The organism is Streptomyces sp. NPDC005774 (assembly GCF_042871645.1).
GTDB lineage: Bacteria > Actinomycetota > Actinomycetes > Streptomycetales > Streptomycetaceae > Streptomyces > Streptomyces pratens.
Genome location: NZ_JBIAIV010000082.1, coordinates 1 through 23,453, shown reverse-complemented (window position 1 = coordinate 23,453; position 23,453 = coordinate 1). Strand labels below are relative to the sequence as shown.

The 23,453-nt window shown below is 70.2% G+C and carries 17 protein-coding genes and 8 pseudogenes; 10 read left to right on the top strand and 15 right to left on the bottom strand.

Features of this window, described 5'->3' with window-relative positions:
- Window positions 1–302 precede the first annotated feature (302 nt).
- Together glgC and ACFYQA_RS37355 are read right to left on the bottom strand one after the other, a co-directional pair.
- Window positions 303–1,523 carry a glucose-1-phosphate adenylyltransferase gene (glgC, locus tag ACFYQA_RS37360; RefSeq protein ID WP_388927868.1) on the bottom strand — a complete coding sequence of 407 codons (1,221 nt, stop codon included), beginning with the start codon at window positions 1,521–1,523 and terminating at the stop codon, window positions 303–305.
- A 52-nt stretch (window positions 1,524–1,575) separates the two neighbouring features.
- A pseudogene (locus ACFYQA_RS37355) lies at window positions 1,576–1,894 on the bottom strand (glycosyltransferase); the annotation flags it as partial.
- Between the two features lie 269 nt (window positions 1,895–2,163).
- Between ACFYQA_RS37355 and ACFYQA_RS37350 the strand changes: the two are divergent.
- On the top strand, window positions 2,164–3,450 hold the full coding sequence (locus ACFYQA_RS37350) for a DMT family transporter (RefSeq protein ID WP_388927865.1): 1,287 nt from the start codon (window positions 2,164–2,166) through the stop codon (window positions 3,448–3,450).
- Here the strand turns inward: ACFYQA_RS37350 and ACFYQA_RS37345 are convergent.
- Window positions 3,440–4,753, bottom strand: a complete 1,314-nt coding sequence (locus ACFYQA_RS37345) for a transglycosylase family protein (RefSeq protein WP_388927863.1) — start codon at window positions 4,751–4,753, stop codon at window positions 3,440–3,442. The genes ACFYQA_RS37350 and ACFYQA_RS37345 overlap by 11 nt on opposite strands.
- Before the next feature lie 384 nt (window positions 4,754–5,137).
- On the opposite strand from ACFYQA_RS37345, the gene gndA reads away from it, so the two are divergent.
- Window positions 5,138–6,577 carry an NADP-dependent phosphogluconate dehydrogenase gene (gene gndA, locus ACFYQA_RS37340; protein ID WP_388927860.1) on the top strand — a complete coding sequence of 480 codons (1,440 nt, stop codon included), beginning with the start codon at window positions 5,138–5,140 and terminating at the stop codon, window positions 6,575–6,577.
- A gap of 517 nt (window positions 6,578–7,094) precedes the next feature.
- On the opposite strand, the gene ACFYQA_RS37335 is transcribed toward gndA, so the two are convergent.
- From ACFYQA_RS37335 to ACFYQA_RS37320, 4 genes and pseudogenes are all read right to left on the bottom strand, one after another.
- Window positions 7,095–7,817: an aspartate/glutamate racemase family protein gene (locus ACFYQA_RS37335; RefSeq protein WP_388927858.1), complete on the bottom strand. Its 723-nt coding sequence runs from the start codon at window positions 7,815–7,817 to the stop codon at window positions 7,095–7,097.
- A gap of 15 nt (window positions 7,818–7,832) precedes the next feature.
- Window positions 7,833–8,180 carry a GNAT family N-acetyltransferase gene (locus tag ACFYQA_RS37330; protein WP_388927856.1) on the bottom strand — a complete coding sequence of 116 codons (348 nt, stop codon included), beginning with the start codon at window positions 8,178–8,180 and terminating at the stop codon, window positions 7,833–7,835.
- A gap of 82 nt (window positions 8,181–8,262) precedes the next feature.
- Window positions 8,263–8,682 carry an aspartate 1-decarboxylase gene (panD, locus tag ACFYQA_RS37325; RefSeq protein ID WP_388927853.1) on the bottom strand — a complete coding sequence of 140 codons (420 nt, stop codon included), beginning with the start codon at window positions 8,680–8,682 and terminating at the stop codon, window positions 8,263–8,265.
- Window positions 8,683–9,004: 322 nt separating this feature from the next.
- Window positions 9,005–9,990: pseudogene (locus tag ACFYQA_RS37320) on the bottom strand (IS5 family transposase).
- A 199-nt stretch (window positions 9,991–10,189) separates the two neighbouring features.
- Between ACFYQA_RS37320 and ACFYQA_RS37315 the strand changes: the two are divergent.
- The 4 genes and pseudogenes from ACFYQA_RS37315 to ACFYQA_RS37300 all read left to right on the top strand — a co-directional run.
- Complete coding sequence (locus ACFYQA_RS37315) at window positions 10,190–11,215, top strand: integrase core domain-containing protein (RefSeq protein ID WP_388927851.1); 1,026 nt, start codon at window positions 10,190–10,192, stop codon at window positions 11,213–11,215.
- Between the two features lie 221 nt (window positions 11,216–11,436).
- Entirely contained in the window at window positions 11,437–12,867 is a 1,431-nt protein-coding gene (locus ACFYQA_RS37310; RefSeq protein WP_388927849.1) for a selenium-binding protein SBP56-related protein, read from the top strand.
- 59 nt (window positions 12,868–12,926) lie between these two features.
- Window positions 12,927–13,694, top strand: a complete 768-nt coding sequence (locus ACFYQA_RS37305; protein ID WP_388927847.1) for a hypothetical protein — start codon at window positions 12,927–12,929, stop codon at window positions 13,692–13,694.
- Window positions 13,695–14,219: 525 nt separating this feature from the next.
- Window positions 14,220–14,565, top strand: a pseudogene (locus tag ACFYQA_RS37300) (transposase family protein); the annotation flags it as partial.
- Window positions 14,566–14,749: 184 nt separating this feature from the next.
- On the opposite strand, the gene ACFYQA_RS37295 reads toward ACFYQA_RS37300, so the two are convergent.
- Entirely contained in the window at window positions 14,750–15,532 is a 783-nt protein-coding gene (locus ACFYQA_RS37295; RefSeq protein WP_388927844.1) for a hypothetical protein, read from the bottom strand.
- A 154-nt stretch (window positions 15,533–15,686) separates the two neighbouring features.
- Between ACFYQA_RS37295 and ACFYQA_RS37290 the strand changes: the two genes are divergently transcribed.
- Window positions 15,687–15,980: a hypothetical protein gene (locus ACFYQA_RS37290; RefSeq protein WP_388927842.1), complete on the top strand. Its 294-nt coding sequence runs from the start codon at window positions 15,687–15,689 to the stop codon at window positions 15,978–15,980.
- A gap of 228 nt (window positions 15,981–16,208) precedes the next feature.
- Here ACFYQA_RS37290 and ACFYQA_RS37285 read toward each other — a convergent pair.
- Together ACFYQA_RS37285 and ACFYQA_RS37280 are read right to left on the bottom strand one after the other, a co-directional pair.
- Window positions 16,209–16,442 (bottom strand): annotated as a pseudogene (locus tag ACFYQA_RS37285) (IS3 family transposase); the annotation flags it as partial.
- Window positions 16,443–16,449: 7 nt separating this feature from the next.
- Window positions 16,450–16,623 (bottom strand): annotated as a pseudogene (locus ACFYQA_RS37280) (IS30 family transposase); the annotation flags it as partial.
- Window positions 16,624–16,687: 64 nt separating this feature from the next.
- Here ACFYQA_RS37280 and ACFYQA_RS37275 point away from each other — a divergent pair.
- Window positions 16,688–16,985, top strand: a pseudogene (locus ACFYQA_RS37275) (transposase); the annotation flags it as partial.
- 204 nt (window positions 16,986–17,189) lie between these two features.
- Here ACFYQA_RS37275 and ACFYQA_RS37270 read toward each other — a convergent pair.
- From ACFYQA_RS37270 to ACFYQA_RS37260, 3 genes are all read right to left on the bottom strand, one after another.
- A complete protein-coding gene (locus tag ACFYQA_RS37270) occupies window positions 17,190–18,719 on the bottom strand; it encodes an FAD-dependent monooxygenase (protein WP_388927840.1) in 1,530 nt (509 codons plus the stop codon).
- Between the two features lie 344 nt (window positions 18,720–19,063).
- Window positions 19,064–20,239, bottom strand: coding sequence for a nucleotide disphospho-sugar-binding domain-containing protein (locus ACFYQA_RS37265; protein WP_388927838.1), 1,176 nt, complete (start codon window positions 20,237–20,239; stop codon window positions 19,064–19,066).
- A 266-nt stretch (window positions 20,240–20,505) separates the two neighbouring features.
- Complete coding sequence (locus tag ACFYQA_RS37260; protein ID WP_388927836.1) at window positions 20,506–21,534, bottom strand: zinc-binding alcohol dehydrogenase family protein; 1,029 nt, start codon at window positions 21,532–21,534, stop codon at window positions 20,506–20,508.
- Window positions 21,535–21,716: 182 nt separating this feature from the next.
- On the opposite strand from ACFYQA_RS37260, the pseudogene ACFYQA_RS37255 reads away from it, so the two are divergent.
- A pseudogene (locus tag ACFYQA_RS37255) lies at window positions 21,717–21,883 on the top strand (IS6 family transposase); the annotation flags it as partial.
- Window positions 21,884–22,138: 255 nt separating this feature from the next.
- On the opposite strand, the gene ACFYQA_RS37250 reads toward ACFYQA_RS37255, so the two are convergent.
- Together ACFYQA_RS37250 and ACFYQA_RS37245 are read right to left on the bottom strand one after the other, a co-directional pair.
- Window positions 22,139–22,267 carry a hypothetical protein gene (locus tag ACFYQA_RS37250; RefSeq protein ID WP_388927834.1) on the bottom strand — a complete coding sequence of 43 codons (129 nt, stop codon included), beginning with the start codon at window positions 22,265–22,267 and terminating at the stop codon, window positions 22,139–22,141.
- Window positions 22,268–22,326: 59 nt separating this feature from the next.
- Window positions 22,327–22,839, bottom strand: a complete 513-nt coding sequence (locus tag ACFYQA_RS37245; RefSeq protein WP_388927832.1) for a hypothetical protein — start codon at window positions 22,837–22,839, stop codon at window positions 22,327–22,329.
- 510 nt (window positions 22,840–23,349) lie between these two features.
- Here ACFYQA_RS37245 and ACFYQA_RS37240 point away from each other — a divergent pair.
- A pseudogene (locus ACFYQA_RS37240) lies at window positions 23,350–23,453 on the top strand (non-reducing end alpha-L-arabinofuranosidase family hydrolase); the annotation flags it as partial.

Below are 23,453 nucleotides of genomic sequence, written 5' to 3'. Positions count from 1 at the left end.
GAAGCGTCAGAACTCCCATCATCCCAGGTCAGCGGGCACCTCTTCTGATTTCTCCGTCCACAGCCCGACCGCTACGCGGTGGATCGAGGCTGAGGCGTCTGATGCGCACGGATCCTCCGTCTGTGAGGAAGGTGACGGCTCTCTGCTCAGTGTGTGTGCTTTTCTGTGTACTGCATTCGGCTGTACAACGTTGTCAAGCACAGTAATTGGCATAACAGCACGGATTCCTCCATTCGTCCAGGGACATGACAAAGACCCCGGTGGTCACATGACCGACCGGGGCCCGCACCCGCCGCTGAGCTCTACGGCACCGGTTGCCCCTTGCCGAGGGCGATCACTCCGCCCTCGGACACCGTGTACAGCTCCGCATCCCGCTCCGGGTTGACGCCGATGGTCGCGTCGGGCGGTACCTCCACGTTCTTGTCCAGGACGGCACCACGCACCACCGCGCCCCGCCCGATGTGGACGTTGTCGTGCAGCACCGAGCCCTGGACCACGGCCCCCGGGTCGATCACCACCCCCGGTGACAGCACGGACCGGGTGACCTGGCCGCGGATCAGGCAGCCGGCACTGATGATGGACTCGCTCGCCATGCCGCCGGCGTTGAACCGGGCCGGTGAGAGCTGGCTGGAGTGGGTGTAGACCGGCCACTGGCGGTTGTAGAGGTTGAAGGCGGGGCGCTCGGCGATCAGGTCCATGTGCGCCTCGTAGTAGGCGTCCAGGGTGCCGACGTCCCGCCAGTAGCCCTGGTCGCGGCTGGTCTCGCCGGGCACGTGGTTGGAGCTGAAGTCGTACAAGTGGGCCTCACCCCGGTCGGTGAGCTGCGGCAGGATCGAACCGCCCATGTCGTGCACCGAGTCCTCGTCCTCGGCGTCCCGCTGAAGGGCCTCGATCAGGGCCTTGGTGGTGAAGATGTAGTTGCCCATGGAGGCGAACACGCATTCGGGGTCGCCGGGGAGGCCCGGTGGGTCGGTGGGCTTCTCCAGGAAGCCCTGCACCGTCCGGCCGTCCGAGCCCGGGGTGATCACGCCGAAGGCGGCGGACTCCGAGCGCGGCACCCGGATCCCGGCGACCGTAACGCCGGCGCCGCTCTCGATGTGCTGGGCAAGCATCTGGCGCGGATCCATGCGGTACACGTGATCGGCGCCGAACACCACCACGTGATCCGGCTGTTCGTCGTAGATCAGGTTCAGCGACTGCAGGATGGCGTCGGCGCTGCCCAGGTACCAGTGCGGGCCGAGGCGCTGCTGGGCGGGGACGGGGGTGACGTAGTTGCCGAGCAGGCTGGACATGCGCCAGGTGGTGGTGATGTGCCGGTCCAGCGAGTGCGACTTGTACTGCGTCAGCACGCAGATGCGCTTGATGTCGCCGTTGACGAGGTTGGACAGGACGAAGTCGACCAGGCGGTACGTGCCGCCGAAGGTGACCGCCGGTTTGGCACGGTCCGCCGTGAGCGGCATGAGGCGCTTGCCCTCGCCGCCCGCCAGCACGATCCCCAGGACCGAAGGACCACCACGACGCATGGCCGCTCCCCTCACGCCGAATTTTCCCATCCCTGCCCCTGAGCGGGGACGGCTAAGCCTGTTTGCGGATCTCCTCGTAGAGCGGCCGTGCGGCGGGCCACCGCGTCCCGGCCGAACTCGCCGACCACTCGCTCCCGCCCGGCCTCACCCATCCGCCGGGCGGCGTCCGGGTCGCCGAGGACCGAGTCCAGGGCCCGCGCGAGCCCTGTCTCGAAATCGTCGTCCAGCTCCACTAGTACCCCGGTCACGCCGTCCTCCACGACCTCGTGCACACCGCCGACCCTTCCCCGAGCTCTCAACTTCGTTCGAGCAGGGGAGACCCCGATGGCCACCACAGGGGTGCCCGGGAGCACGGGGAAGTACGAAGGGCACGGGGAAGTACGAAGGGCACGGGGAAGTACGAAGGGCACGGGAAGTACGAGGGAGACCGAGTCCCCTAGGGAAGCCGTCAGGGTCCCTCGGCCTCGAGGTGCCCACCCAGGGGATGACGGGGGTGTCCTCGTACTCCATCGGCAGTAGGACCCATTGAGTGCTCAGGGACGACGACGGGAACACCGGAACACGGCATCGTGTTGTTCATGAAAGCCGACCGTTCGCCGCACCGGGGCCGGCGCCCCGGCCTCCCGCAGAGGAGCTGCCGATGAGCGCCCTCGCGTTGTCCGTGCTGCTGTCGTTCGTATCCGCCGTGGCCTATGCGGGCGGAGCGATCGTGCAGGAGCAGGTCGCGGTGTCCTCCCCCGGTGAGCAGTACGCGCCGCTGCGCCGGCCGGGCTGGTGGGCGGCGGTCGCGCTGAACGGCCTCGGTGGTCTGCTGCACGTGGTGGCGCTCGCCTGCGGCCCGCTGAGTCTGGTCCAGCCGCTGGGCGCGCTGACCATCGTGTTCGCGCTGCCGATGGCGGCGCTGTTCGTCGGCCGCAGGGCGGGTGCGACGGCGTGGCGGGGCGCCCTCATGGCGACCGCCGGACTCGCCGGTCTGCTGTCCCTGGTCGGCGCGTCCGACGCGCAGTCCCTCGGCACCGCCCAGCGGGTGGCGGCGGCGCTGGCCACGGCCGTCGCGGTCGTCGCCCTGATGGCCGCGGCCCGGACCGTGCAGCGGCACCCGGCGGTGCGCAGCATCCTGCTCGCCGTCGCCTCCGGTATCGCCTTCGGCATGTCGTCCGTCTTCACGAAGACCGTGGCGGTGGACTGGACCGACGGTGTCTCGGCGGGGGACGTGCCGTCCCTCTCGGTGATCGGCGTACTGGCCACGGCCGGCCTGCTGCTCTCTCAGGCCTCCTACCGGGGCGCCGGACTCGCGGCTCCGCTGGCCACGCTGACGGTGGTGAACCCGGTGGTCGCGGCAGCGGTCGGCATCACGATGTTCGGCGAGACCTTCCGCTACGGCGCGACCGGCACGGCGCTCGCCCTGAGCTGTGGCGTGGTGGCGGCCGGCGGTCTGATCCTGCTGACGACGGAGCGGCTGGCGCGCGAGCAGCCGCAGCGGGTGGAGAACGTCGGTGCGGGCGCCCCGGGCTTCCCGGTGACGCCGGTCGGCCCGGTTTTCCTGGAGGCTCCGGTTGCTCCGGTTACTCCGGAGGTGGAGGTCGCGATGGCCGGAGCGGTGCCTGCCGGGCGGTCCGTAGAGGCGGTGGCCGCGGTGAGGGCTGTGGGCACCCTGGAGTCTGCGGGGTCCGTGAGGGCCGGCGCCGGTTCGCTGTCCGATTCGGTCGAGCGACTGCTGCACTCCGAGCGCGCACGGGACGTACGTGTGCGGGTGCCCGCCCAGGCCACCGCGGCCACCGCGGCCTCGCCATCGGCCCTGGAGGCCGGGGCCGAGAGCGACGCCGCGGAGCCGTCTCTTCCGGTGTTCGTGTACGGACCCTTCTCCGGCGGCTCGTACGTCCCGATGCCCGCGCAGGACCGGCACTGCCTACGCGTCACATCCTGACGCCGCCCGCCCTCAGGTAGGCGACCGGGTCGACGTCCAATCCGAAACCGGGTCCCGTCCGCACCTCGAAGTGCAGATGCGGGCCCGAGCTGTTGCCCGTCGAGCCGGACCGGCCGATGCGCTGGCCCACGGTGACCGACTGGCCGCTCCGCACCGAGATCGCCGACAGGTGGGCGTACTGGCTGTAGCGGCCGTCGGCGTGCCGGACCACCACCTGGTAGCCGAACGAGCCTTCCCAGCCGGCGCTGACGACGCTGCCCGGCGCGACCGCCTTCACGGACGTGCCGGTGGGCACGGGAAAGTCGACACCGGTGTGGTAGCCCTTCGACCAGGAGGACCCGGCCTTGTGGTACGGCGTGCCCAGGGGTGCGGCGACCGGGGCCACGTGCGTGCCGCTCTTCTGGGTGGTGCGGTCCGCCCGCTCCCCGGTGCGCTGCGAGGGAGCTTTCTTTTCCGGTGCTTTCTTTTCCGGCGCCTTCTTCTCGGGCGCCTTCTTCTCCGGTGTCTTGTTCTTGGGCTTCTTGTTCTTGGAGGCCGTGTCCGCGGGCTTCGGGGCGGGGCGGGCCGGGGCGGCCTTCCCCCCGGGGAGGGTGAGCCGCTGGCCGGGCAGGATCAGGTCGGGGTCGGCGCCGACGGTCGCGTTGTTCGCGTCGTACAGCCCGCGCCAGCCTCCCCGTACCCGCTCCTCCTCCGCGATGCCGGAGAGGGTGTCGCCGTGGAGCACGGTGTACATCTCGGCGCGGCCCGCGCGGGACTGGGGCGTCTTCTGCGGTTCGACGTCCTCGACGGTGGTGGCGCCGGTGCCGCTCCCGCCACCAGCCTTCGCGGCCGGCTTGGCGTCCTTCTTCGCGCCGGTCCGGACGTCGCTCGTGGCCTCGGTGCTGCCGGAGCGGCCGGCGGCCGGGCGGATGTCGGGGGTGTCGCCGCCCCGGGTCAGCCCGGCCCGTTGCGAGCACGCCGGCCAGGCGCCGGGGCCCTGGCCGTCCAGGACCTTCTCGGCGATGGCGATCTGCTGGTCCTTGGTGGCCAGGTCCGCGCGCGGCGCGTACCGGGTGCCGCCGAAGGCCTCCCAGGTGGACTGGGTGAACTGAAGCCCGCCGTAGTAGCCGTTGCCCGTGTTGATGTCCCAGTTGTCGCTGGACTCGCACGCGGCGACCTTGTCCCAGGTGTCCACGTCCGCCGCCTCGGCGACGCCGGCGCCCAGGAGGGGAAGCGCCATTCCGGCACCACCCGCGGTGACGGTGAGTGAGGCGCGGTTGATCCTGTTCGGCTGATACCGGCGATGCCGGCCGCGCACGGTCATGAAGTCTCCCTCGACAATGCGTCGGAAGTGGCCAAAGTAAGCGTTGCGAACCGGCCGTGACAAGACGGCTATCAGCCGCGCGGATGCGCCAAGTGGCCGGTACTTTTCGACCGTTGCGCCCCGCTTGTCGCCGTCGCGCGGCATACTCTCGCCTGGGCGCCCCGCGTACGCGGGGCGCATACACGTATGCCGAGCGGCCCGGATGAGTACGGAGGGGGTCCCCGCCCGTATGTGGCTGCGGGATGTCGTAACGACCCGCGCGTGCGGACGCGGTTGCGGCACGTCAGGATGGTCGGAATGATCGCCGGCGGGACTGGCGGGCAGCGACCGGCAGCACCGACGATCCCGACAGTACCGATATCAAGGTCACTAGGAGTCAACCCAATGAGCAGTTCAGCTCAGATCGGCGTCACGGGTCTCGCGGTCATGGGCCGCAACCTCGCGCGCAACTTCGCCCGCAACGGCTACACGGTCGCGGTGCACAACCGGACGGCGGCACGCACCCATGCGCTGGTGGAGGAGTTCGGGCACGAGGGCGGCTTCGTGGCGGCCGAGACCGCGAAGGAGTTCGTGGCGGCGCTGGAGCGTCCGCGGCGGCTGGTCATCATGGTGAAGGCCGGTGAGCCGACGGACGCGGTGATCGAGGAGTTCGCGCCGCTGCTGGAACCCGGTGACATGATCATCGACGGTGGCAACGCCCACTTCGCCGACACCCGGCGCCGCGAGCGTGCGCTGCGGGAGCAGGGCATCCACTTCGTCGGCACCGGCGTCTCCGGTGGTGAGGAGGGCGCGCTCAACGGGCCGAGCATCATGCCGGGTGGCTCGAAGGAGTCGTACGAGTCGCTGGGCCCGATGCTGGAGAAGATCTCGGCGAAGGCGGCCGACGGCGCGCCCTGCGTGACCCATGTCGGCCCCGACGGCGCCGGGCACTTCGTGAAGATGGTGCACAACGGCATCGAGTACGCCGACATGCAGCTGATCGGCGAGGCGTACCAGTTGCTGCGCGACGTCGCCGGGTACGAGCCCGCGCAGATCGCGGACATCTTCCGCACCTGGAACACCGGCCGCCTGGACTCGTACCTGATCGAGATCACGGCCGAGGTGCTCTCGCACGTGGACGCGGCCACGGGCAAGCCGTTCGTCGACGTGGTGGTCGACCAGGCGGAGCAGAAGGGCACGGGGCGCTGGACCGTGCAGATCGCGCTCGACCTGGGTGTGCCGGTGTCGGGGATCGCGGAGGCGGTGTTCGCGCGTTCGCTGTCGGGGCACGCGGCGCTGCGCGAGGCCTCGCGCGGGCTGGCGGGTCCGACGGCCGCGCCGCTCGGCGAGGCGGAGGCGGCGGCGTTCGCGGACCGGGTGGAGCAGGCGCTGTACGCGTCGAAGATCGTGTCGTACACGCAGGGCTTCCACGAGATCGCCGCGGGCAGTGACGAGTACGGCTGGGACATCGACCTCGGCGCGGTCTCCGCGATCTGGCGCGGCGGATGCATCATCCGCGCGGCCTTCCTGGACCGTATCCGCGCCGCGTACGACGCCCGTGCCGACCTGCCGAGCCTGCTGTCGGACGAGACGTTCGCGCGGGAGATCGCCGACGCGCAGGACGACTGGCGCGAGGTGCTGGTCGCCGCGACCCGCCAGGGCGTGCCGACCCCCGGTTTCGCCGCGGCCCTCGCCTACTACGACGCCCTGCGCGCGGAGCGCCTGCCGGCCGCCCTCACCCAGGGGCAGCGGGACTACTTCGGCGCGCACACCTACCGGCGCACGGACCGCGACGGATCGTTCCACACGCTGTGGGGGGACGACCGCAGCGAGGTCTCGGCGTGATCGGAGGAGGCGTGAGGGGTGCCCGCCGGTCCTGACCGGCGGGCATCCGCGGCACACCACTGGGCGGTGGACGGCCTCACGGTCGTCCACCGCCCAGTGCGCTGTTTCCCGGGTCGTCCGGCTCGGTCGCCGGGTCAGGTGAGCGGCGGGCCGGGTTCCGGGTTCGGGACCGGTTCGGGGCCCGGAGGAATCGGCGAGGGGGACGGTCCGGGCGGGCCCGGCGTGGGCGGCGGACCGGGAACGGGCGGCCCTGGAGCGGGCGGGCCCGGTGTCGGCGGCGAGGGCGGGGGTGTCGGTGCCGGACCCGGGGGCGGGACCGGGTCGGGATGGGGCGGCGGAGGCTGAGGTTCCGGGCCCGGGGCGGGTCCCGGATGCACGGGGTCCGGGCCGGGTACCGGGGGAACCGGGTCCGGTGCGGGTCCGGGTGGGACGGGGTCCGGGTGGGGTTGCGTCATGGCGATGTCCTCCGGACAGTCGGTCGACGTCGGCTCTGGACTGTTCCCCGTCTACCCGGTGATCACGTCCCCAGTCGTCCCCGGTCACTCCCCTGCGCGACGACCACGCCTGCCGATCCCGCCTGCCGAAGGCCCAGGTGGCGCTGCCGGCCGTCCCGTACCGCCGCCGCGCCCGCCGCGAGCCCCGCCCGCGGGCTGGACAGCACCGGGACGGCGGTGGTCGTGAGGTGCTCCGCCGGGGCCATCGACGCCTGGGCGAGCACGATCACGTCGGCGCCGGTGACGGCGTCGGCCGCGTCGGCGACCCGACGTACGTATCCCGTCGGGTCGCCCGCCTCGAAACGGGACCAGGCTCCCTCGACCAGCAGAGTGCGCACCTCGACGGGGCGGCCGGCGCGGCGCGCCTCCTCCTCGACCAGAGCCGCCGTCGGGCCGAGGGTGCTCGCCAGAGCGGCGAGGACGACCACGCGCGGCCCGGCGGCCACGGCGGCGCCCGCCATCGGCCGGTCGACCCGCAGCACCGGCACACCGATCCCGTCGGCCGCCGCCTCCGCGACCGAGCCGATGGTCGAGCACGTGCACAGCACCGCCCCGGCACCATCGGCGACGGCCTCCCGCAGCCTCATCCGTACGTCGTGGGCCACGGCCTCGGGGCCCGCCGCGCGAGCCCGGTCCAGCAGTTCCTCGTCGACGAGATGCCGCAGCTCCAGCTCCGGATGGGCGTCGTCGCGCAGGGCGTCGAAGGCGGGGACGTGGACGGGCGAGGTGTGCAGCAGGGCGAGCACGAGGCGTCCGGGACGTCAGAAGCGCCCGGGGTGCGCCGCCAGCCACGCCTTCGCCGCCCGGACCAGCTCCGGGGAGGCGGCCGGGGCCTGGTCGGGATGGCGTTCGGCCCACTTGACGACGTACGGACAGAGCGGGGCGACCACGACGCCCTCGCGGGCGGCGATGGCGTACAGCTCCCGGGCCAGGGAGCCCGCGATGCCCTTGCCCTCATGAGCGGGTTCCACGATGGTGTGGACCGGAACGATCGCGCGCTCGGGCGATTCGAGGACGAAGTACTCGATCCGGCCGACGACTTCCCCCTCGCCCGTCACCGCTTCCAGACGGCCCGCCGCCCGGTCGTCGCGGATCTCGATGTCGCTCATGAACACATCACGCTCCTGCCTCTGCCCGTCGCCGTGCGCCCGTCTGCCATTGCGTCCGCGCCGGTCGTACCGTCCCCGCCGGTCATGCCTTGACGGCCTGCGGGCTGCGCCGCTGGTCCGATCCCGGCACCGGCGCGGACGCGTCGGCGCCCAGGGCGACGATGCGGTTGTCACCGTCCACATGCACCACCCGGGGTTCCAGCGCCCGCGCCTCGGCGTCGGTCACCTGAGCGTAACTGATGATGATCACCAGGTCACCGGGGTGGACGAGATGCGCGGCGGCCCCGTTGATCCCGACGACACCCGAGCCGCGCTCCCCCTCGATGACATAGGTCTCCAGCCGGGCCCCGTTGGTGATGTCGACGATGTGCACGAGCTCACCGGGCAACAGATCGGCGGCGTCCAGCAGATCGGCGTCGATCGTCACGGATCCCACGTAGTGCAGGTCGGCCTGGGTGACGGTGGCACGGTGGATCTTGGACTTGAACAGAGTACGCAGCATTTGGGACTCCCGGAAGACGGCTCCCTGCCTGCTTTGTGCAGGTCAAGGGCGGTCTTCACTGTACAACGGCACGCGTCGGACTCGAAGATTTCGAGGAACATCGGTTTCCTCTGGGGAGAAGGCTCCCTGCCTGCGTTTCCGCACGAACCAGGCTGTGTTGACGCCGCCGACCAGGCGCCTGTTCGGACAACCGTCTCGGAATGCGCGGGGACTGACGCTGATCAGATGCCGACTTACCTGACGGCACATCAGATACATGAGGGGCACAGGACGAGTCGCTTCCCGGCAGTACCTAGCTAGGGCGTGTGCCGAGTCGAGATCTTCATGTGAGACTGCGGAGCCAGATGACCGCGCCGCGCAGGTGGAGTCCGGCAAGGTAGCTGACCGGGGTTTTGTCGTAGTGGGTGGCGAGCCCGCGCCACTCCTTGATCTTGTTGATGCAGCGTTCCACCGTGTTGCGGTCGCGGTAGAGCTCGGTGTCATGGGCGAAGGGCCGCCCGCCCCGGCGGCCCTTCTTCTTCCGGTTGGCCGCCTGGTCGGTCTTCTCCGGGATCACTGCCCGGATCCTGCGTCTGCGCAGGTAGTCGCGGTTGACGCGGGAGGAATACGCCTTGTCCGCGGCCACGGCGGCAGGGCGGGTGCGAGGCCGGCCGACCGGGCCCCGCACCTTGATGCGTTCCAGGACGGCGGTGAAGCGGGGGCTGTCGGCGGCCTGGCCAGGGGTGAGGACAAAGGAGAGCGGGCGGCAGCGGCGGTCCGCCGACAGGTGCACCTTGCTGGTCAACCCGCCGCGTGAGCGTCCCGGTTCGGCGGCGCGGAGCCGGGCCTTGCGGCGTCGGCGCAGGCGTCGCTGCTCCTCGCGGGCGGCGTCTGCCTGCTCGTCCGGCTCGACCGCCGGGGCGTTTCGCCCCTTTGGTGAAGCCTCTTTTCCTCCGCAACGGCCTTCTCCAGGGCTTCGAGCAGCTCTGCATCGGCGGCCATCCCGGCAGCGTGGTGGTGGGCACGGGCCACGGTGGAGTCCAAGCTCACCAGGTCGAGGTCCGCCTGACCGCGTGCGGCGGCCTCGGCGATCACCGCTTCCATCAGCGTCTGGAAGACCCCGGCCTTGGCCCAGAGGTGGAATCGCCCGTAGACGGTGGACCAGGGTCCGTACCGCTCGGGCATGTCCCGCCACGGACCGCCCGTACGGAACCGCCACATCACGCCGTTGACGAGTCTGCGCAGGTCGGGGATGGGTCCGCGTTCGCCCAGCGGCAGCAGTGGTTCGAACACAGCCCACTCGTCGTCCGTGAGATCACCCCGGGTCATCCCGCCTGTCTACCGTCCCGAGCAGGCCGGGCCAGCAAAGACAGCCAAACCCGTGATCCCCACTCGGCACACGCCCTGGCCTCGCCGTTTCGCTTGAGCGGTGTCCGGATCTTGGGCGAGAACACGAAAGCGCCTTCTGACCTGGGACGATAGGGCTTGTCTAAGGCTTCTGTCGTTCCATCAGGAAGGCGCTTTCTGCGTGCACACCACCGCCTCGCGTCCCCGGCTCGTCGTCTCGACCGACGGCCATGGAGTGGTCAGCCACGCCGGATCCCGCCTGCCGGCCGATCTGGCCGATGCCACCGGACTGACCGCCGCCTTCAACGACGTGCTGCGCAGGCTGCGGCCACGGGGTACCGGACACGCCCCCGGGCGGATCGCCGTGGACATGGCCGTGATGCTCGCCGACGGCGGCGAAGCAATCCGTGACCTCGGCATCCTGCGTGACCAGCCGACGGTGTTCGGCCCGGTCGCCTCCACAACGACCGCATGGCGGCTGCCGGCCGACATCGACTCCACGATGCTCGCCGCGCTGCGGGCGGCCAGAGCCCAGGCCCGCGAGGTCGCCGCCTCCACCGTCGGGGAGATCCTCCGCGAGCACGGCATCCCGCCCGCACGGCAGAGCACGAGCCGGCCCGACTTCCCGCGCAGCCGGGCCGCCGCGCTGCCCGCCCGCGCCCTCTTCGAGACCCGCCCCCTGACCGACGCGCGCCCGTCCGTCTTCGCCGTCCTCGAGCACGCCAGCCGGCGCGTCCGGATCCCGGGCGTCACCGCGCACCCCGGCGCGCGGTGGATCGCGCAGCTGGGGCGTCACCTCCCCAGGGGCCTGCAGGACGCGGGCGGCAGGGCCGGCTTCCTGATCCGCGACCGGGACGCAAAGCGCAGGCAGGCCTTCGACGCCGTGTTCGCCGACGCCGGGCTGGAGGTCGTCACCAGCGGCATCCGTATGCCCCGGATGAACTCCCCCATGGAACGGTGGATCCAGACCTGCCGGCGCGAGCTGCTGGACCGCACCTTGATCTGGAACCAAAGCCACTTCCTGCACGCGCTCCGCGAGTTCGCATCGTTCTGCAACGGGCATCGGCCGCACCGGGCCCTGGGTCAGGCCGCCCCACTCCGCCCGCTGCCCGAACCGATCACCGCACCAGGACAGATCGCGCACCTGAAGATCCACCGACGAGACCGGCTCGGCGGCACCCTGCATGAGTGCCAGCATGCCGCCTGAACAGGCCGGATGATTAATCGACACCCGCAGTGCCGGAGACGGGCCGCACACTGAGGCGGCCCGCGCCGCCGCGCTGCCGCGTTGGCAGTGCTTCGGGGCTGTGAAACGCTGACTTCAGGGCCCATATGTCCGGTACCTCCATATCGACCTCGAACGGGTGGAGCCGGCTGCCTCCCGGGAGCCCCCGGCTCCAGGCTCCCGTTCGGGAGTAAGGAGCAGCCATGACGACGACCGAGCACGCTCACGACCGCGGCGAGCACAGTGACCCCACCTTGTACCGCACTCCGGCGGACGCCGTCGCCGCACCCCCGGAGAAGCTCGCCTATGTCGTCGGTTTCGACCCGGCCGCACAGCGCGCGGACGCGTTGTTCACCGTCGGCACCGACCCCGAATCCCCCGTATACGGCCGCGTGACCTCCCATGCCGAGCTGCCCGACCCGGGAAACGAACTGCACCACTTCGGCTGGAACGCCTGCTCGAGCGCGCTGGCGCATGCCGGTCATCATCACGCTGCGCGGCGCTACCTCATCGTCCCGGGACTGCGCTCCTCCCGGCTGCACGTCTTCGACACCGGCCCCGATCCCGCCCGTCCGCGCCTGGTCAAGGTGGTCGAGCCCGAGGAGCTGGCCGCCAAGGCCGGATACTCACGCCCGCACACACTCCACTGCGGCCCCGACGGAATGTTCCTGTCCTGCCTGGGCGGCGCGGACGGGGCGGACGGGCCCGGCGGCGTCGCACTGCTGGACCACGAAAGCTTCGAAGTGCTGCGCGCCTGGGAGAGCGACCGCGGACCGCAGCGGCTCGCCTACGACCTCTGGTGGCACCTGCGCCAGAACATCGCCGTGACCAGCGAGTGGGGGACCCCCTCGATGATCGAGGACGGCCTCGTCCCCGAACTGCTGCTGGATCGCCGCTACGGCCACTCACTGCACTTCTGGGAACTGGACTCCGGCCGGCACCTGCAGCGCGTCGATCTGGGGGACGAGAACCAGATGGTGCTGGAACTGCGCCCCGCGCACGACCCCGAGGCCACGTGGGGGTTCACCAACACCGTGGTCAACGTGGAGGACCTGTCGGCGTCGGTGTGGCTGTGGAACCGGGAGGGCGAGGACTTCGCCGTCCGCAAGGTGATCACCGTCCCGGCCGAGCCCGCGCAGACGGAGGACCTGCCCCCGGCGCTGCAGCCGTTCGGCGCCGTGCCCCCGTTCATCACCGACATCGACCTGTCCGTGGACGACCAGTGGCTGTACGTATCCGCCTGGGGAACCGGCGACCTGCTCCAGTACGACGTGAGCGACCCGTTCCATCCCAGGCAGACCGCGTCCGTGCGTCTTGGCGGCGTCGTCGGCCGACAGCCGCACCCCGCCGAACCGGACACTCCGTTGACCGGCGGAGCGCAGATGGTCGAGCTCAGCCGCGACGGGCGGCGCGTGTACCTGACGAACTCCCTGTACGCCGCCTGGGACGCGCAGCTCTATCCCGCGGGCATCGACCCGTGGCTGGTCAAACTCGACGCCGCCACCGCGCACGGCGGGCTCTCCGTCGACAGCCGCTTCTTCCCGCACGGCCCGGACTTCCTCGGCCTGCGCGTGCACCAGATACGCCTGCAGGGCGGCGACGCCTCCTCTGATTCGTACTGCTACCGCCGCTGACGGAGCCGGTACACCCGAGCACTGCGCACATAAGCCCGCCATCCTCGTAGGAAGGGGGCATGCTCTCCGTGCTCTACGCAGCAGGCGCGCACACCGACGACGGAACCGGGTGGCAGCTGCCCTCCACCGCAACGCTGATGGCCGTGGTCCTGGTGGCTGTGGCCACTGTAGTGGGCGCCTGGCTGGCGCGGCGTGGATTCGGCCGGCCGGCGCTTCTGCTGGCCGCCGCGTCAGGGATTTTGCTGATCATTGCGGTCCTCGATCTTCTGCCCGACGCGTGGGACGAGGCCCATGAGGCCGGCGTGCCGCAGTGGACGGTGCCGCTCACCGCGCTCGCCTCGTACGAGGTGATGGGCGCCGTGGCCCGTATGGGCTGCCCGTGCGAGCCAGGTCGTGCGGGCGGCATCGGCGCGGCATCGGGGCTCGCTCTGCACCGCTTCCTGGAGGGGGCGACCCTGGCTCTGACCGCCTCAGTCGCCGTGGTGGCGGCGCTCCTGGTGCACGCGGCCGGCGAGGGCCTGGCGCTGGCCGCTCTGCTGGGGGCGCAACCGAGGCGGCGCGTAGCTCCATGGATCGGGCTGGCCTGCTTGAGTCCGGTCGCGGGAGCCTTTGTGACGAGCGCTTTGCCGATTCCGGACGGCCTCATGCCGCTGCTGCTCGCCTTCGTTGGCGGCGTACTCGCGCAGGCGGCGTGGGTGGCGCTCAGACTCGCCCATCAGCAGCGGCCCGCGGACCGGCAAGTCCTCGGGGTCCCGGCTGAGATGGCGATGCCTCTCGCGGCCGTCCTCACCGCGCTCGTCGTCCTTTTCGGGGCAGTCAACCGCTGAACGCGACCGGTCGCACAAGGGCGATGAAGGTCGCGGGAACCGGCGGGCGCGGCCGTACCACTCTCTGCCCTCGGCCCGCGAGGTGGTGGTGCTTGACCTTTTGGGCTTGCGTGTGCACCAGACACGCCTGCAAGCCGGCGACACCTCCTCGGATTCGTACTGCTACCGCCGCTGACCGCTTGTGCTTCGCGAGCATCGGCGCCGGCGCTCGCGGCGGTTGCCGCCGCGGTGGTGAGGCCCCTGCCTGTCATGTCGGTCCCTGGGCGTTCCGGGCGGCGGACAGCACGGCAAACCCCCTGGATGCCGGCAGCTTCGCGCTGACCGCGTGCCCCACAACACCAGACCACGCCGATCTCAGGCGTGGTCGACCCCTGGCAATGCCCGCCCGGAACAGCCGCAGCCTGCACAGTGAACTGATTCCAACCTGACGGCGGCGTCCGTCACTTGGGCGGCTCTGCAACGCGATGAAGCTCCTGGTGAGAGGTGTCACGACCAAGATCCACCGTGCCTTGCCAGGAGCTTCGCGTGCTTGTCCACTCGTCGGCGATCGATCTGTCCACCGCGCACGTGCGCTACCTGAGCCGTGAACTGGCGACTCGACGCCGGTAGATCGGGACCCGATGGCGGCGAATGACTGCGGGACGTCAGGCTCTGCTCGCCCTGGCCCACCTGCGAGGCGGTGACACTCCCCCAGTCTCCGGCCGGGGGCGCCCCCAACGCTCAACTCGCGGCCGGGTTCGGCATCGGGATCGCCACCGTCTGCCGCTACATCCGCGAAGCGATCGAGGTGCTGGCCGCACACGCCCCAACGCTCGACGAGGCGATGGTGACGGCTCGTACGAAAGCGTACGTAATCCTCGACGGCACCGTGCGCCACGAGGCGCTTGAAGACCGGGTGGGGGTGAAAGGACCCCGCCACCGGGCTGTCGCAGCAGTCCGGTTGAAGCTGAGGGCAGCCTGATCCGGGGGACGCCGGTGAGGGTGGGAAGCGCGTAGGGTTCCAAAAGTTCTGTATGCATGCTTACCTGCTGCTTCGCCAGCTCTCGTGATCTTCGTCAGGCGGCGTTGCGGTACTCGTGGATGAGCCCGCTGAGGACGTCGTGGCGCTGGATCCGCTGCGCGGGGAAGGGGATGACGTCCGCGTCGTCGGCTGGGGCGCGCAGGTCCAGGGCTCGGTGCGGCCGGCTGGAGTTGTAGTGCTCGGCGTACTCGGCGAGGACGTGTCGCAGGTGCTGCTCGTTGCAGATCGGCAGACGAACGGTGTCGACGTGGAAGAAGTCCGCGGCCAGGCCGGAGGCCTGGGTGCGCAGGAACTCGCGCCAGGTCGGACCTCCGCTGGGGCTGCGCCGGGGTGCGGGGCCCAGGCCGGCGCTGCGCAGGATACGGCGGCCGGTGGCTGCGCCGACGCGGTGGCCGAGGCGGCGCAGTTCGCCCTGGATGCGGGTATGGCCCCAAGTCGGGTTCTCGCGGGCCAGGCGCAGGATCAGGGCGGTGAGTTCCGCGGAGATCGGCGGCCGCCCGGTGCGCGCGGGTTTCTGCTCCCACTTGCAGCGGGTCAGCTGGCGGTACCAGGACAGCAGGGTTTTGGGGGTGACCAGGCGGTTTCGGCGCAGCCTGCTCGGCAGGTGCCGGGCGAGGGCGGCGAGTACCGCGCGGTCTGGCCGGGTAAGGCGTGGCCGGACGCCGAGCCGGCGGCGCAGCACCGCATTCTCGTGGCGCAGCGCGAGTAGTTCGATGTCCTTGGCCTCCGCCGAGCGGGAGAGCCGCACGAGCGGTGCGAGGAGTCGGAGGAAGATCAGGTAGAGCATGCGCAACGCCATGCAGTCCGAGCTTGCCATGATCACCTGAGGTAGCAAAGTGCCTGCTCAGGGGCTATGCGTGAGTATTGGCACCCTACAGGCCTTCGCGAGCGTGGTACTGCCGGCGGCCTGGTCGCGCTGAAGTCGATCCGATGCGGCGCATGGGACTCCTTACAGTGACAGGATCGGTGCTATGGGCACCGAGACGGACTGGGTGTACCGGGTGTTCGAGCCGCACGGCTCGGAGGGATGGCGCCCGTACGGCAACGACCCCGAACGGTGGCGGGGCTCGATCACCGCCGATGATTCGAGCGAGGGCCCTCAATACGCCGTCGCCCTCGTCGTCACCGACCTGATGAGCGAGTGGAAGATGCGCGGCCTTCCCCAGGCGCGGCACGTGCGGGTCCTCCTCTGGCGCGACGAGGAGGGTGACATGGCGGACGCGGACATCATCGTGGAGGTCCGGCCGAAGATCCACGCAGAGTGACCGCCGGCCCGGCGAATCCGTGCAAGCGGCTGTTACCCGCCGGTGGGGCCCCCGGATGGTGATCAAGGGATCCCCAGGTGGGCATGGGTGAGCACGCAGGTGAGCTGCCCGCCGACAGGCCTGTGGCCCCGTGACGTGGGACTGCTGCACGGATAGGTGACAGTCGGGGTTTCATGCCGCGAGGGCTGCGGCGGGCTTCATAGCGGTCTCGAACTCGATGGGGGTCAATCAGCCCAGCCGTAGTTGCCGGCGGCGCCGGTGGCAGGTCCGTTCGATCCAGATGACGATCGCGGTGCGGAGCGCTTCTCGGGTGGTCCAGGTGCGGCGGTCCAGGATGTTGTTCTGCAGGAGTGCGAAGAACGACTCCATGGCCGCATTGTCACCGGCGGCGCCGACCCTTCCCAACGATCCGACCAGGCCGTGACGGTTCAGGGCGTGGGTGAACTTCCGGGACGCGTATTGCCCAGGCTCAACCTGTCGTCGCAACACCGGCTTGTTGGACCGACAGTAGATGCTCGTTGAGGGCTTCGGCGGGCGTCTTCTGACCGAGCGTTTTGCGGGGCCTGTTGTTGAGTGCGAGAGCGACGGCCTCGAGCTCATCGGCCTGCCATCGCGACAGGTCCGTGCCCTTCGGGAAGTACTGAGGCTGATCCTTTGGAGTGGACACCCTGACAATGGATCTTGAAGGTCCAGGAGGGGATGTCCAGGTGGGACGCCAGTCTCCGTACCCGGAGGAGTTTCGGAAGGACGCCGTCGCATTGTTCCGAGCCGCCGGTGGCAAGCGCACGTACGCGGCGGTGGCCGCGGAGCAGGGATCACCGGGGAGACACTGCGCACGTGGGTCCGCAAGGACACCGCCCAGCACACGTCCGAGCACCGGGTGGGCGGGGCCTGCCAGAGTCCGGCTGAGGAACTGGCTCGGCTGCGAGCCGAGAACGCCCGCCTGCTCAAGGCGGAGAAGGAGTGGCTGCTGGAGCTCGAGATCCTGCGCCGGGCAGCCGCCTATTGATCTGTCAAGCGGCAACAGAGAGTTGAGGGGCTTGGGCCATGGGGAATGCGGTGGCTTCGTCGTAGTGGGTTCGTTGGGTGAGGCAGTGGTGGAGGCACCCGCGTAGTCGCTCGTAGCCGGCCGCAACCGGACGTGCACCCGGCACTCCGGTGCAGGGTCTGCGGTCGGGGAGGCCGCCGGCCGCAGTGCGGCGGGTGGATTCAACGGTGGCCGGTCGGCAGCCAGTGGTCCAGGTAGGTCCGCGGGCCGTCCGGGTCGGCGCCCCGTGCGACATAGCCCAGGTAGCCGTCGGGGCGGACGAGTCCCTGCGCGGTGCCCGGCCACGGGCTCTGTCCGCCGAGCCGGTGGACGGAGACCAGGGCGATCCGTCCCTCCAGGGCCGAGGAGAGCCGTTCGTCCGGCCAGCGGGGTGGTGGCCCGGACAGCAGCAGGTGCCAGCCCGGTGCCGCCGTGCGTGCCTGCAGCCCGCGGGGCAGGTCGGGCAGCCGGTCGCCGGCTCTCGGCCCGCTCCTGGGCGGTCGTGAGCCGGCCGTGGAGGCGGGGCTGCGCCGGTAGTGGATGCCCAGTTCGGAGACGGTCCGAAAGAGCCGCCCGCGGATCTTGGCCGCGCGTAGCGCCAGCGGCGCCAGACGCGGGGCGATGTGGGTACGGCCGATGCGGAGGAAGGGGTTGCTGCTGGTGGCGATGGTGAAGGCGCGGTCGGTGAAGCGCCGCACGCTGTGGCCGACGGGTGCCCGCTCGGCCTCATACGTCGCCGGCAGTTCCTCGGGTGCCACGCCCCGGCGGACGAGGGCGAGTTTCCAGCCGAGGTTGAGCGCGTCCTGGATGCCGGTGTTCATGCCCTGCCCGCCGGCCGGGCTGTGGATATGGGCCGCATCGCCCGCCAGGAAGCAGGGACCGGAGCGGTAGCGGGCGGCGCCACGGTTGTGGAGGCGGAAGTCGGTCATCCAGACCGGGTCCCGCAGCGTCAGCCGCTCGCCGGTGCAGCGGTCGGTGATCTCCTGCAACAGCGGCAGGTCCACCCCGGCCTCCGGGGCGTCGGGCGGGCGCATCGCGAGCATGCGCCGGCCGGCCGGCGAGCCGAGCGGGAAGAAGAACACCATCCCCGCCCCGCTCATGTACGAGTGCACGGAGTCCGGCTCCAGCCCGTCGACCTCCAGGTCGGCGAGCAGGAAGGTCTGCGGGTAGGCGTATCCCTCGAATCCGATGCCGCTCTGGCCGCGCACGGTGCTGTGGGCGCCGTCGCAGCCCACGACGTAGCGCGCCTCCACAGCCTCCTGCGAGCCGTCACCGCGGCGCAGCCGGCAGTCGACGAACGAGTCCGCCGCCTGCAGCCGGACCAGTTCGGTGCCGCGCTCGACCGTCACGTCCCGCGCGGCCAGGTACTCGCAGAGAACGTGCTCCGTCTCGGCCTGCGAGAGGAACAACAGGAACGGATACGCCGTGTCGGTCAGCCCGATGTCGAACAGGCGCAGCGCCACCACGCGGCGGGCCAGGTGGAGCCGCAGCCGCATCGCCGGGTTGCCCCGGGCCACCAACTCGTCCGTCACCCCGAAGCCCGCCAGCGCCTCCAGGGTGCGGGGCTGGACGGCAAGCGCCCGCGACTCCCGCACCCGGTCGAGACAACGATCGACGATCCTGAACCGGGCCCCGTACGAGCGCAGCTGCGCGGCGAGGGCCAGACCGGTCGACCCCGCCCCCACCACCAACACGTCCAGCGGCGCCGCCATGAATCCACGGTAGGGGAAACGAGACACACACGAGATCCCTCGGCGCGTACTACGTCGAGCCTGTGCCCCGCTACGACGAGAAGGGACACCGAGCGTGTGCCGCTCGAAAAGTCATCGTCGCCGGTCAAGCGGTGCAGCCGTACACGCTGATCACGCCGCCGAGGATCTGGGTCCGCAGCACTCGGCGGGCGTTGAGGTCGTGCACGGTGGCGTCGGGCCGTTCCCTGGCATCAGGGGGTTGCTGTCGGGCTTGGTGAGGGTCGACCTGGGCGATGAAGCCCGGCGGTACGCGGTGCGCAGGTGGTCGGGGGCAGGGGGGCCGATTCGTCCGAGGGTCGGTGGGATCAGCCGGTGGCGGCCCGCTCGATCAGATCCGCGGCCGTATGCAGTCCGTCGCGCGCCCGGATCGCCTCACCGGCCGCGGTGAGGGTGCGCCGCAGAGCCGTATCGCCGAGCAGACGGCCGATCGCGCCGTGGAGTTGGGCGTCGGTGAATCGGTACGGGTCGAGCCGGACGCCGTAACCCAGTTCGGCCATGCGCTGGGCGTTGTCGTGCTGGTCCCAGAACAGCGGCAGCAGGATCATGGGCTTACCGAAGTGGATGGCCTCGGTGGTCGTGTTGTTGCCGCCGTGCGTGATGACGAGGTCGACCAGCGGAAGGATCCGGGTCTGCGGCAGGAACTCCTCGCCCCACATGTTCGGCGGCAGCTCGATCTCCTCGTGCAGCGGGCCTTTGGAGACGATGTAGCGGTGCGGGGTGCGGGCGAGCGAGGCGATGACCCTGCGCATGAGGTCCACGTCGGCCGAGCCGAGCGAGCCGAGGCTGAAATAGATCAGCGCGCCGCCGTCGGCCAGGCCGGGCGGCAGCGTGAACCTCTCCTGCGTCTCGCGGACCGAGGAGTCCAGCCGGTGCCAGGTGGGGCCCAGCGGACGGGCGTCCGTGTAGTCGGCCGACTCGGGACAGACGTACAGGTTCAGATCGCCCTCGTGGATGAACTCCAGGTCGGGCAGCGGACGCGCGCCCTGCTCGGTCACCCAGGCGCTGAAATCGCTCCACAGGCTCCGGTGCGTGTGGTCGTACTCGGCGCGGAACTCGTCCCACTCGCTCCGGTCCCCGGCCGGATACCCGGAGAACGGCGGTGGAACGTGCTCGCCCTTCATCTCCAGCGGGTTGCAGGAAACGATCCGTACGAAAGGTACGCCCGCCGTGGTCAATGCCGGGAAGCACACGACGTTGTCCTCGACGATCACATCCGGCCGGACCCGGTCGATGATCTCCCTCATCCGCGGCTCGCAGTACCGGGCGCCGGAGACCAGCTCCTCCCACACCGGCTTGATCCAGGTGCCCAGCTGCTCGATGGTCGGCTTCCGGAACTCGGGCGCGGTGTCGCGTATGAAGTCTTTCCAGAACTGACCCGCGTCCTGGGGCTGTTCGGGCGGCGGGGCCAGATCGACCAGCTCCTCCTCGAAACCGAGCGGCGCGAGGCGGCCCTTCCAGGACGCCTCCGCGGCGAACACCACACGGTGCCCCCGTCGGCGCAGGACACCCCCGATCCCTACGCAGTTGTTCGTCGGCCCGTACGCGCTCTCCGGTGCGAAGAGGATGGTCAGGGGCCGTAACGATCTTCCCGTAGGTGACAACCCCAACTCCTTTAGCAGCGAAGGCGGTCCCGAAGTCTCGCACCGGATCCGAACACCGGGCAAGACCGCCGGAACCGCCGCCCTCGGGCCGCCGCGAGTGCTACCGCGACCTCTCGGGGCACGTCCAAGGAGTGCGTCGCGGCGGGTCATCCGGGCACGAGCACGGCGGCGCCGCTGACCCGGTCGGCGGCCAGGTCCCTCAGAGCCTGGTCGGCACGGCTCAACGGATACGGGCTGACGGTGACCCGCACACCGATCCGCGCGGCCGTGTCCAGGAAGTCGCGGCCGTCCTGCCGGGTGTTGGAGGTGACGCTGCGCAGATTCCGCTCTTCGAAGAGGTGACGGCGGTAATTGAGCACGGGGATGTCGGTGAGATGGATGCCCGCCACGGCGAGCGTTCCCGAACGGTCCAGTGCCTCCAGTGCCACGGGCACCAGATCCCCTACCGGTGCGAACAGGATCGCCGAATCCAGTGGTTCGGGCGGGCGGTCGTAGGCGCCGCCCACGGAGGAGGCGCCCAGGTCGAGGGCGAGTTCACGGGCCCGCGCCGAACGGGTCAGCACGTGTACGGTTGCTCCTTCGGCCAGGGCGACCTGCGCCGCCAGATGGGCCGAGGCCCCGAAGCCGTAGATCCCGAGCCGGCCGTTGGGTGGCAGGGCGCTGCGGCGCAGAGCCCGGTAGCCGATGATCCCGGCGCACAGCAGCGGTGCCAGCAGCACGGCGTCCTGGTCGTCCGGGAGCGCGTAGGCGTAGTCCGCCGGAACGAGGGTGACATCGGCGAAACCGCCGTCCGCGTCCCAGCCGGTGTAGAGGGAAACCGGGCAGAGGTTCTCGCGACCGGCCCGGCAGTAGCGGCATCGGCCGCAGGTGCTGCGCAGCCACGCCCCACCGGCTCGGTCGCCGACCCGGAACCCCGTGACGGACTCGCCGACGGCGGCCACGCGGCCGACGATCTCATGACCGGGAACGGTCGATGCCCGGTGCGGGCGCAGGTCGCCTTCGGCAAGGTGCAGATCCGTGCGGCAGACGCCGCACGCCTCGACCCTCAGCAACAGCTCACCAGGCCCCGGCGAGAGCACGGTACGCCGCACGGACACCAGTGGGCCGTCCGCGATCGGACCAGGGCTCTCGACAGCCCACCCGGTCAGCATGTTCGAAGCCGACGCGCGCACCATGCTCCCAGCCTGGCGCCGGCCGGCAGGTCCGGCAAACGCTCGCCGCAGAACGGCAGGCCGCAACCGCACGCCGCTTGGTGCGGCAACGGCCCTCGGCCGTTCGGGCGGCACTGTCATGTTGGCTGGCCGGGTGGGACGATCTTCTGGTTGAAGATACCGGGAAAGGTTCGTTCGTGTCGTCCGTGCCGCCGCCGTACAGGGGGCACCGGTACCCGGTGGAGATCATCTCCACTGCGTGTGGCGGTACTTCCGCTTCCCGCTGTCGTTCCGCGAGGTCGAGGAGCTGATGCTCGAGCGCGGCGTCATCGTGTCCTGCGAGACGATCCGCCGGTGGTGCCTGAAGTTCGGGCAGTCCTAATACTCCAGCAGTACTTCGCATCTTGACCTGCGCGGTTGTCGAGCGGTGGGAGTGTAGCAAGCGACCGTGTGGCCCGGGCCGGTTGCCGGTTCAGAACACTGAGCGCACGCGGGTGTCTTCGGAGTAGCGGCGCGTATTCCTCACGGAGGGCGCCGTCATGGTTGGCCGGCGCCAGGCCCCGACCCTGACCGGTCGGGGCCTCGCGCCCCTTTGTCCGTCCGTCCCCGATCCGAGGAAGGCCGGGCACTATGTGTATTGATCACAAGCGTTGTCGACGTTCACGGCCCGGGCCCCGCCGTTCCGCAGGCCGCATCCCGCCATCCTGACGATCTCCAGCGCGAGGTCGTCACCCGCGACGGTCAGAACCTGCTTCACGCATGCGAGGGTCGGAACGACCACCTTCTCGCGGACGTGTTCCGGTTCCTTCCCGCCCTTCACCGGGCCGTCCGCCATGCCCCCTTGTCATAGGCGTCGCGCAGGATCGCCTTGAGGGTGTGGAAGATGTTGACCTGATTTCCTCGACCGGCCCCGCCGGCCTCCAGCTCATCCAGGAAACGCTCGACCACGATCGGCATGACGGAAATCAGCTTCCGCGATCCCAGGCGCGGAACGATGTGGACGTCGATGGAGCTGTTGACGTGCTCGCCCGTGGAGTACTCCGTCATTCTGCGCTGCCGGGGCCGCCACTGCTTCGCGTATTCCGCGACCGTCTGCTGACCCAGTTCACGGCGGGCCCCAGAAACGGACGGCGCCGTCCGTTTCTTCTCAGCGTATATCTGCGTGAGGTGCTCGATCGCGTCGTCCTGAGTACCGAAGCCGGCCTCTTCACGTTGCTTCCCGAGAGCGTCCAGGAACCGAATCGTGTACGGGTGCGGGCAGCGGGTCGGCCTGGAACAACCGCACTCCTTGGAGAACGCCCCCATCCCACGGGCGAGCTGTCGAGCCACGCATCAAGCCTTCCGAGCAGGGCGCCGGGCGCCGCGGCAGGCCCTGCCATGGTGCAGGTCAGCAAGCCGGACACCGTCCGGCCCGATGCTGACCTTTTGCTGACCCGAACCCGGCGATCAAGGCCCTGAACTGCGGAAACACCCAAACGCTAGATCTTGGACTTGAATACTGTACGCAACATGAAGAAGCTCCTGTTTTGTCGGCTCCCTGCCTGCTTTTGCAGGTCAACGGCCTTTTCCGGAGGCTATATCGTTTCGCATGCGCGGCGCGGTCAGGTGTCGTCAGGTGTTCGAGGACTCACACCGATCCATTGCTGATCCTTCTCATGCGGTGCCGGTCGAGGGACTACGCCCGTAACGTGCAACCGCTCGGCCTCATCAATGCACAAGCAGCACAGCGTTGCAGTTCCGCCGCGAGAGATCATCGTCAGCGGCAGTCAGCACCGACCGGTCGATCGGACCGAGCCGGGCCAGGCGTGCCTGGATCACGCCACTCGGTGAGTGCCGACCATGAACGATACGACGAACAACCTGTTCGAAGCCCCGCAGGTCTACAAGCTGCAGGGCCAGAACCGCTACCTCATGATCGTCGAGGCGATCGGCTCGCAGGGCCG

What these genes read in the sequence shown, in the direction of transcription:
- glgC (WP_388927868.1), bottom strand. Translation starts at nt 1,523, where the DNA reads ATGCGTCGTGGTGGTCCTTCGGTCCTGGGGATCGTGCTGGCGGGCGGC.
- ACFYQA_RS37350 (WP_388927865.1), top strand. Translation starts at nt 2,164, where the DNA reads ATGAGCGCCCTCGCGTTGTCCGTGCTGCTGTCGTTCGTATCCGCCGTG.
- ACFYQA_RS37345 (WP_388927863.1), bottom strand. Translation starts at nt 4,753, where the DNA reads ATGACCGTGCGCGGCCGGCATCGCCGGTATCAGCCGAACAGGATCAAC.
- gndA (WP_388927860.1), top strand. Translation starts at nt 5,138, where the DNA reads ATGAGCAGTTCAGCTCAGATCGGCGTCACGGGTCTCGCGGTCATGGGC.
- ACFYQA_RS37330 (WP_388927856.1), bottom strand. Translation starts at nt 8,180, where the DNA reads ATGAGCGACATCGAGATCCGCGACGACCGGGCGGCGGGCCGTCTGGAA.
- panD (WP_388927853.1), bottom strand. Translation starts at nt 8,682, where the DNA reads ATGCTGCGTACTCTGTTCAAGTCCAAGATCCACCGTGCCACCGTCACC.
- ACFYQA_RS37310 (WP_388927849.1), top strand. Translation starts at nt 11,437, where the DNA reads ATGACGACGACCGAGCACGCTCACGACCGCGGCGAGCACAGTGACCCC.
- ACFYQA_RS37305 (WP_388927847.1), top strand. Translation starts at nt 12,927, where the DNA reads ATGCTCTCCGTGCTCTACGCAGCAGGCGCGCACACCGACGACGGAACC.
- ACFYQA_RS37295 (WP_388927844.1), bottom strand. Translation starts at nt 15,532, where the DNA reads ATGGCAAGCTCGGACTGCATGGCGTTGCGCATGCTCTACCTGATCTTC.
- ACFYQA_RS37290 (WP_388927842.1), top strand. Translation starts at nt 15,687, where the DNA reads ATGGGCACCGAGACGGACTGGGTGTACCGGGTGTTCGAGCCGCACGGC.
- ACFYQA_RS37270 (WP_388927840.1), bottom strand. Translation starts at nt 18,719, where the DNA reads ATGGCGGCGCCGCTGGACGTGTTGGTGGTGGGGGCGGGGTCGACCGGT.
- ACFYQA_RS37260 (WP_388927836.1), bottom strand. Translation starts at nt 21,534, where the DNA reads ATGGTGCGCGCGTCGGCTTCGAACATGCTGACCGGGTGGGCTGTCGAG.